Source organism: Streptomyces sp. NPDC058469 (assembly GCF_042721125.1).
Classification (GTDB): Bacteria; Actinomycetota; Actinomycetes; order Streptomycetales; family Streptomycetaceae; genus Streptomyces.
Genome location: NZ_JBHXME010000200.1, coordinates 9,334 through 17,778 on the forward strand (window position 1 = coordinate 9,334; position 8,445 = coordinate 17,778).

The following is an 8,445-nucleotide window of genomic DNA, read 5'->3' on the forward strand; positions in this document are numbered from 1 at the left end:
GTCGTCAAGGCGTACGGCGCCGGGGAGACCCGCGTCGTCGCCCTCGACCATGTCGACGTGGACATCGCCCGCGGCCAGTTCACCGCGATCATGGGCCCCTCGGGGTCCGGCAAGTCCACGCTCATGCACTGCCTCGCCGGGCTCGACACCGTGACGTCCGGGCAGATCTACCTGGACGAGACCGAGATCACCGGCCTCAAGGACAAGAAGCTCACCCAACTGCGCCGGGACCGGATCGGCTTCATCTTCCAGGCGTACAACCTGCTGCCGACGCTGAACGCGCTGGAGAACATCACGCTCCCCATGGACATAGCCGGCCGTAAGCCCGACAAGGGCTGGCTGGCGCAGGTCGTGGAGACGGTCGGGCTCTCCAGCCGGCTCAAGCACCGGCCCAACCAGCTCTCCGGCGGCCAGCAGCAACGCGTCGCCGTGGCAAGGGCGTTGGCGGCCCGCCCCGAGATCATCTTCGGTGACGAGCCGACCGGAAACCTCGACTCCCGTGCGGGCGCTGAGGTGTTGGGCTTCCTGCGCCGGTCCGTGGACGACCTGGGGCAGACCATCGTGATGGTCACCCACGACCCGGTGGCCGCGTCGTACGCGGACCGCGTCCTCTACCTCGCGGACGGCCGGATCGTCGACGAGATGTTCAAGCCGACCGCCGAGACCGTCCTGGACCGCATGAAGGACTTCGACGCGCGGGGGCGTACGTCATGACCGTCCTCAAGACCTCGATGCGCAACTTCTTCGCGCACAAAGGGCGGATGGCCCTCTCGGCGATAGCCGTGCTGCTGTCGGTGGCGTTCGTGTGCGGCACGCTGGTGTTCACCGACACGATGAACACGACGTTCGACAAGCTCTTCGCGGCCACCGCGTCCGACGTGACGGTCCTGCCGAAGGCGGCCAAGGCCGACGGCAGCACCCCGCAGAACGGACTGCCCGAGTCGCTGCCGGCCTCCACGCTGGCGCAGGCCGCGAAGGCCCAGGGCGTCAAGTCCGTCGAGGGCGGCGTCAGTTCGATGAGCGTGACCGTCGTCAACAGCGCCAACAAGAACATGGGCTCCTCGACCGGAGCGCCCACCATCGCGGGCAACTGGACGAAGAACGACCTGCGTTCGATGGAGATCACCTCCGGTCACGCCCCGCGCGGCCCGACCGAGGTGATGGTCGACGCCGACACCGCCGACAAGCACCACCTGAAGATGGGCGACTCGCTGCGCACCATCTCGCAGACCGGTGACATCACCGCGAAGATCGTCGGCATCGCCACCTTCAAGGTGACCAACCCCGGTGCGGCCGTCGTCTACTTCGACACCGCCACCGCGCAGCGCGAACTCCTCGGCGCCACCGGCCGGTTCACCCAGATCGGCGTCACCGCCGCGACCGGTGTGACGGACACGCAGCTCAAGCAGAACGTGGGACAGACCCTCGCGTCGTCGGGGACGTACAAGATCCAGACGGCCAAGGAGAACGCCGACGAGAACCGCAAGGGCGTCGGCCAGTTCATGAACGTCATCAAGTACGCCATGCTCGGCTTCGCCGGCATCGCGTTCCTGGTGGGCATCTTCCTGATCATCAACACCTTCTCGATGCTGGTCGCCCAACGGACCCGCGAGATCGGCCTGATGAGGGCGGTCGGCTCCTCCCGCGGGCAGGTCAACCGCTCGGTGCTGGTCGAGGCGACCCTGCTCGGGATCGTCGGCTCGATCCTCGGTGTCGGCGCCGGTGTGGGCATCGCCGTAGGCCTGATGAAGCTGATGAGCGCGGCGGGCATGGACCTGTCGACGCGGGACCTGACAGTGAAATGGACCACCCCGGTGCTCGGTGTGCTCCTCGGCGTGATCGTCACGATCCTCGCCGCCTACCTCCCGGCCCGCCGCGCCGGCAAGGTCTCCCCGATGGCCGCGCTGCGCGACGCCGGTACGCCGGCCGACGGCAGGGCCGGCTGGGTGCGCGGCCTGATCGGCCTGGTCCTGACCGGCGCCGGTGTCGCCGCCTTGTTCGCGGCGGCCACCGCCAAGAAGGCGACCGACGGTTCGCTGGTCCTCGGCGCGGGCGTCGTGCTCTCCCTGATCGGCTTCGTCATCATCGGCCCGCTGCTCGCCAACGGGGTCGTACGGGTCATCAGCGTGGTCCTGCTGCGGGCCTTCGGACCGGTGGGGCGCCTGGCCGAACGCAACGCGCTCCGCAACCCCAGGCGTACGGGTGCTACGGGTGCGGCCCTGATGATCGGCCTCGCGCTGGTCGCCTGCCTGTCGGTGGTCGGCTCCTCGATGGTCGCCTCGGCGACGAGTGAGCTGGACAAGTCGGTCGGCGCCGACTTCATCGTCCAGGGCAACCAGCGGATCGTGCCGCAGGCGGAGAAGGCGATGGAACAGTCGCCGGACCTCGTCCACGTCACCCGCTACAAGGACATCGACGCCACGCTCACCTCGCCGGACGGCCAGAAGGACACCGACGGCATCACCGCCGCCGACCCGTCCTACGCCCAGGACCTGCGCCGCGTCACCACGGCCGGCGACCTGTCCGCGGCCTACGGCACCAACGCGATGTCGGTCGGCTCCACGTACGCCAAGAAGCACGGAGTCCACGTCGGCGACACCATCTCCGTCGCCTTCAAGGGCGGCTCGACGGCGAAGCTCAAGGTCGCGGCCGTCACGGACGACGACGTCGCCATCGACCACGAGGTGCGCTACACCAGCATCGCGACCATGCAGAAGTACCTCCCCGCGAACAAGATCCCGCCGAACGAGATCATGTTCGCCAAGGCCAAGGACGGCCAGGAGAAGCAGGCGTACGCGGCCCTGAAGAAGGCCATGGATCCGTACCCCCAGTACCAGGTACGCGACCAGACCGACTACAAGCAGGAACTGAAGGACCAGATCGGCCAGCTCCTCAACATGGTCTACGGTCTGCTGGCTCTGGCGATCATCGTGGCGGTCCTGGGTGTGGTGAACACCCTCGCCCTGTCGGTCGTCGAGCGGACCAGGGAGATCGGCCTCATGCGAGCGATCGGCATGTCCCGCCGGCAGCTCCGCCGGATGATCCGCATGGAGTCGGTCGTGATCGCCCTCTTCGGAGCGCTGCTCGGCCTCGGCCTGGGCATGGGCTGGGGCGCGACCGCCCAGCAACTGCTCGCCCTGGAGGGGCTGAAGGTCCTGGAGATTCCCTGGGGCACGATCATCGCGGTCTTCATCGGATCGGCGTTCGTGGGCCTGTTCGCGGCCTTGATCCCGGCGTTCCGGGCGGGGCGGATGAACGTCCTCAACGCCATCGCCACGGAGTAGCCGACAGAGCCACTGTCCAACGGGGGCAGACCCGGCGCCGAGAAGTCACGGGGGACTTCTTGGCGCCGGGTTTGTTTGTTGTCCGCCGGGTTTGTTTGGTGTCTTTGTTCGGTGTCTTTGAAGGTCCACTTTTCGGCGGACCGAGTCGGGCGGGTGAGTGGGAGAGGCTTTTTCGGCAGCACAGGGCGCCAGGGAAGCAGGGTTGTCCACAGGCCCCGGCATACGGCAGCGCACCGACGTACGCTGGACACCCCCGGCCCATTACCCGCGTCGGGCCCTTCGTGTTGCCCACCCCCCAGACGGAAAGCCCTCCATGAGCCTGCACGGTCTGCTCGACGCCGTAGTCAAGGACCCCGCCCTCGCGGAAGCCACCAGGGCCGCGGCCGACGGCGACCGCATGCACGTCGACCTGGTCGGCCCCCCGGCGACCCGCCCCTTCGCCGTCGCAGCGCTCGCCCGAGAGACCGGCCGCACCATCCTCGCGGTGACCGCGACCGGGCGTGAGGCCGAGGACCTGGCGGCAGCCCTGCGCTCGCTGCTCCCGTCGGACGGCGTCGTGGACTACCCGTCCTGGGAGACCCTCCCGCACGAGCGGCTGAGCCCGCGCAGCGACACCGTGGGCCGTCGCCTCGCCGTCCTGCGCCGCCTCGCCCACCCGAGGGAGGACGACCCGGAGACGGGCCCGGTCTCCGTCGTCGTAGCGCCCGTGCGGTCCGTGCTGCAACCGCAGGTCAAGGGACTCGGAGACCTGGAGCCGGTCGCCCTCAGGACCGGGCAGACGGCCGACCTGAACGAAATCGTGGAGGACCTCGCCGCCGCCGCGTACGCGCGCGTGGAGCTCGTCGAGAAGCGCGGCGAGTTCGCCGTGCGCGGCGGCATCCTGGACGTGTTCCCGCCCACCGAGGAACACCCCCTGCGCGTCGAGTTCTGGGGCGACGACGTCGAGGAGATCCGCTACTTCAAGGTCGCCGACCAGCGCTCCCTGGAGGTCGCCGAACACGGCCTGTGGGCACCCCCCTGCCGTGAACTCCTGTTGACGGAAGACGTCCGCACGCGTGCGCGTGTCCTCGCCGAACAGCACCCCGAGCTGGGCGAGCTGCTCGGCAAGATCGCCGAGGGCATCGCCGTGGAGGGCATGGAGTCGCTGGCCCCGGTGCTCGTCGACGACATGGAGCTGCTGCTCGACGTGCTGCCCAAGGGCTCGATGACCGTCGTATGCGATCCGGAGCGGGTACGCACGCGTGCGTCCGATCTGGTCGCCACGTCGCACGAGTTCCTCCAAGCCTCCTGGGCGGCCACCGCCGGTGGTGGCGAGGCGCCCATCGACGTCGGCGCGGCCTCCCTGTGGGCCATCGCGGACGTACGGGACCGGGCGCGCGAGCTGGACATGATGTGGTGGTCGGTGTCGCCGTTCGCGGCCGACGAGGAGCTCGACGCGGACACCCTGAAGCTCGGGATGCACGCCCCCGAGACCTACCGCGGCGACACCGCGAAGGCCCTCGCGGACACCAAGGGCTGGCTCGCCGACGGCTGGCGCACGGTCTTCGTGACCGAGGCCCACGGCCCCGCAGCCCGCACGGTCGAGGTCCTCGGTACCGAGGGCGTCGCCGCCCGCCTGGAGACCGACCTCGGGACCATCGCCCCGTCCGTCGTCCACGTGGCGACCGGTTCGATCGACTACGGCTTCGTCGATACGGCGCTGAAGCTCGCCGTCCTCACCGAGACCGACCTCACCGGGCAGAAGGCCGCCGGCAAGGACGGCGTCCGGATGCCGGCCCGCCGCCGCAAGACCATCGACCCGCTCACCCTGGAGGCGGGCGACTACATCGTCCACGAGCAGCACGGCGTGGGCCGCTACATCGAGATGGTGCAGCGCACGGTGCAGACCGCCACGCGCGAGTACCTGGTCGTCGAGTACGCCCCCGCCAAGCGTGGCCAGCCCGGCGACCGGCTGTACATCCCCACCGACCAGCTGGAGCAGATCACCAAGTACGTCGGCGGCGAGTCCCCCACCCTGCACCGGCTGGGCGGGGCCGACTGGACGAAGACCAAGGCGCGCGCCAAGAAGGCCGTCAAGGAGATCGCGGCCGACCTCATCAAGCTGTACTCGGCCCGGATGGCGGCCCCGGGGTACGCGTTCGGCGCGGACACGCCCTGGCAGCGCGAGCTGGAGGACGCCTTCCCGTACGTGGAGACCCCGGATCAGCTGACCACGATCGCCGAGGTCAAGGACGACATGGAGAAGTCGGTCCCGATGGACCGGCTGGTCTGCGGCGACGTCGGCTACGGCAAGACCGAGATCGCGGTCCGGGCCGCCTTCAAGGCGGTCCAGGACGGCAAGCAGGTCGCCGTCCTCGTCCCGACAACTCTCCTGGTGCAGCAGCACTTCGGGACGTTCACCGAGCGGTACTCGCAATTCCCGGTCAACGTACGGGCGTTGAGCCGCTTCCAGACCGACACGGAGGCGAAGGCGACCCTGGAGGGCCTGCGCGAGGGCTCCGTGGACCTCGTCATCGGCACCCACCGCCTGTTCTCCTCCGAGACCAAGTTCAAGGACCTCGGCCTGGTCATCGTCGACGAGGAGCAGCGCTTCGGCGTCGAGCACAAGGAGCAGCTGAAGAAGCTGCGCGCGAATGTCGACGTGCTCACCATGTCCGCCACCCCGATTCCCAGAACCCTGGAGATGGCGGTGACCGGCATCCGCGAGATGTCGACGATCACGACGCCCCCGGAGGAGCGTCACCCTGTGCTGACGTTCGTCGGCCCCTACGAGGAGAAGCAGATCGGCGCCGCGATCCGCCGCGAACTCCTGCGCGAGGGCCAGGTCTTCTACATCCACAACCGCGTCGAATCGATCGACCGCGCGACGGCCCGGCTGCGCGAGATCGTTCCGGAGGCGCGTATCGCGACGGCTCACGGCCAGATGTCGGAGCAGGCGCTGGAGCAGGTCGTCGTCGACTTCTGGGAGAAGAAGTTCGACGTCCTGGTGTCGACGACGATCGTCGAGTCGGGCATCGACATCTCCAACGCGAACACGCTGATCGTCGAACGGGGCGACAACTTCGGCCTGTCGCAGCTTCACCAACTCAGGGGTCGTGTCGGCCGAGGCAGGGAGCGGGGTTACGCGTACTTCCTCTACCCCCCGGAGAAGCCCCTGACGGAGACGGCCCACGAGCGCCTCGCCACCATCGCGCAGCACACGGAGATGGGCGCGGGCATGTACGTGGCCATGAAGGACCTGGAGATCCGAGGAGCCGGAAACCTCCTGGGCGGCGAACAGTCCGGCCACATCGCGGGCGTCGGCTTCGACCTGTACGTCCGCATGGTCGGCGAGGCCGTCGCGGACTACCGCGCCTCCCTGGAGGGCGGGGTCGAGGAGGAGCAGCCCCTGGAGGTCAGGATCGAGCTCCCGGTCGACGCCCACGTCCCGCACGACTACGCCCCCGGCGAGCGCCTGCGCCTCTCGGCCTACCGGTCCATCGCCTCCGCCAACACGGAGGAGGACATCAAGGCCGTACGCGAGGAACTCGTCGACCGCTACGGCAAGTTGCCCGAGCCGGTGGAGAACCTCCTCCTGGTCGCCGGCCTGCGCATGCTCGCCCGCGCGTGCGGCGTCGGCGACATCGTCCTCCAGGGCACCAACATCCGCTTCGCGCCGGTGGAGTTGCGCGAGTCCCAGGAGCTGCGCCTCAAGCGCCTCTACCCGGGCACGGTCATCAAGCCGGCCGCCCACCAGGTGCTGGTACCCCGCCCGAAGACGGCCAAGGTCGGCGGAAAGCCGTTGGTCGGGCGGGAGTTGCTGGGATGGGTGGGGGAGTTCCTGGCGACGATCCTGGGGTCGTAGGGGGTTGTAAGAGGGTCGATTGGCCGGGGCGCAGGGAGAGTTGTAGGGGCCGTAGGGGGGCCGGTCGGACGGGGCGTAGAGGCGCCCGCCGGTCGGTCGCGTCAGGCGAGGGCCGGGCGGAACAGCATGCCCGCCAGCACCCGGAACACGTCCTCCGGGTCCCGCTCGCCCACCGCCCCGTCCAGGTTGTGACCCAGCAGCAGCGTCGCGAAGCCGTGTGCCAGGGACCAGGCGGCGATACCGGCGAGGCGGGCGTCGGCGCCGCGGCCCTCGGGCGGTACGGCGGAGACGGCGTGGCGCAGGGCGGCGGTGGCGAGGGCGCGGGCCGTGGTGAGTTCGAGGTCGCCGTCGCGCAACAGCTCCGGCGCGAACATCACTTGGAAGTGCGCCGGATGCTCGCGCGCGAAGCGCACGTACCGTACGCCCGCGTCCTTCAGGTCCGCCGCCTCCCCGATCGCGCCGGCCAGCAGCCCGAACCCCTCCGCCGCGATCGCCGTCAACAGCCCCGTCCGGTCCTTGAAGTGATGCGCCGGCGCCGCGTGCGAGACACCGGCACGGCGGGCGAGATCCCGCAGGCTCAGCGCGGACGGGCCGTCGGCGGCGATGACGTCGAGCGCGGCGGTGAGGATGGCGCGGCGCAGATCGCCGTGGTGGTACGGGCGGCGGGTGCCCTGGGATGCCTTGCCGCTCTCGGCGGTCTCGGCGGTCTCGTTCGACTCGTCTGACTCGTCTGACTTCGCGGGCTTGGCTGTGCTCATGGTCAGCAGCGTACGCCGAATCTAGGCATTGACAAGTTCGGGCGGTTGGGGCAATCTTGTCAGTGTCAAGTTGTGGAACGACCGGGACGCGACGAGGAGTTACGCCATGTCGGAAACCGTGCGTGGAGTGGAGACCGCGAAAGGCCCCGCCACCGTGGAGCCGAGCCGCGTGCGCCAGCTCTGGCATCTGCTCGAACCCCTGCACGCGGTGCTGTACTACGCGCCGGAGGTCTTCGAGGAGGCGGCCGCGCTCGGATACGACACCGAGGAGCGCTGGCCGAGCTACTTCCCGCTGCGTGCCGCACCCTTGGGGCCGGTCGGCAGCGAGCGTGTGACCTCCGCCTTCTACGGCTTCAACCCCCGCATGGTCGCCGAGCACATGGACTCGGCGTGGAGCGTCGCGAGCCCGGACGCCGTACTGAAGGCGAGGCTGCGCGGCATGGACCGGGCCTACCGCGCGATATTCGGCGACCGCATCCGCAGCCCCGAGCTGGCGGAGGCCGCCGCCCTCGCCCGCCGCGCCGCCGAGGCGGCGAACACCGCCGGCCGTCCGGGTCCT

The 8,445-nt window shown here is 69.6% G+C and carries 4 protein-coding genes and 1 pseudogene; 4 read left to right on the forward strand and 1 reads right to left on the reverse strand.

What is annotated here, in order from left to right; all coding sequences use genetic code 11:
• The 3 genes from ACFWP5_RS46395 to mfd all read left to right on the forward strand — a co-directional run.
• On the forward strand, positions 1–714 hold a 714-nt coding region (locus ACFWP5_RS46395; protein ID WP_384171402.1), incomplete at its 5' end, for an ABC transporter ATP-binding protein.
• The gene (locus ACFWP5_RS46400; protein ID WP_384171405.1) at positions 711–3,284 is read left to right on the forward strand and encodes an ABC transporter permease; all 2,574 of its coding nucleotides are present in this window, start codon (positions 711–713) and stop codon (positions 3,282–3,284) included. The genes ACFWP5_RS46395 and ACFWP5_RS46400, both read left to right, overlap by 4 nt.
• A gap of 313 nt (positions 3,285–3,597) precedes the next feature.
• Positions 3,598–7,128 carry a transcription-repair coupling factor gene (mfd, locus tag ACFWP5_RS46405; protein ID WP_384171408.1) on the forward strand — a complete coding sequence of 1,177 codons (3,531 nt, stop codon included), beginning with the start codon at positions 3,598–3,600 and terminating at the stop codon, positions 7,126–7,128.
• 101 nt (positions 7,129–7,229) lie between these two features.
• Here the strand turns inward: mfd and ACFWP5_RS46410 are convergent, their stop codons facing one another.
• Entirely contained in the window at positions 7,230–7,886 is a 657-nt protein-coding gene (locus ACFWP5_RS46410; RefSeq protein WP_384171411.1) for a TetR/AcrR family transcriptional regulator, read from the reverse strand.
• Between the two features lie 106 nt (positions 7,887–7,992).
• Between ACFWP5_RS46410 and ACFWP5_RS46415 the strand changes: the two are divergent.
• Positions 7,993–8,445, forward strand: a pseudogene (locus ACFWP5_RS46415) (hypothetical protein); the annotation flags it as partial.

Excerpts from the sequence above, each read along its gene's own strand:
- ACFWP5_RS46400 (WP_384171405.1), top strand. The coding sequence starts at position 711 with ATGACCGTCCTCAAGACCTCGATGCGCAACTTCTTCGCGCACAAAGGG.
- ACFWP5_RS46410 (WP_384171411.1), bottom strand. The coding sequence starts at position 7,886 with ATGAGCACAGCCAAGCCCGCGAAGTCAGACGAGTCAGACGAGTCGAAC.
- mfd (WP_384171408.1), top strand. The coding sequence starts at position 3,598 with ATGAGCCTGCACGGTCTGCTCGACGCCGTAGTCAAGGACCCCGCCCTC.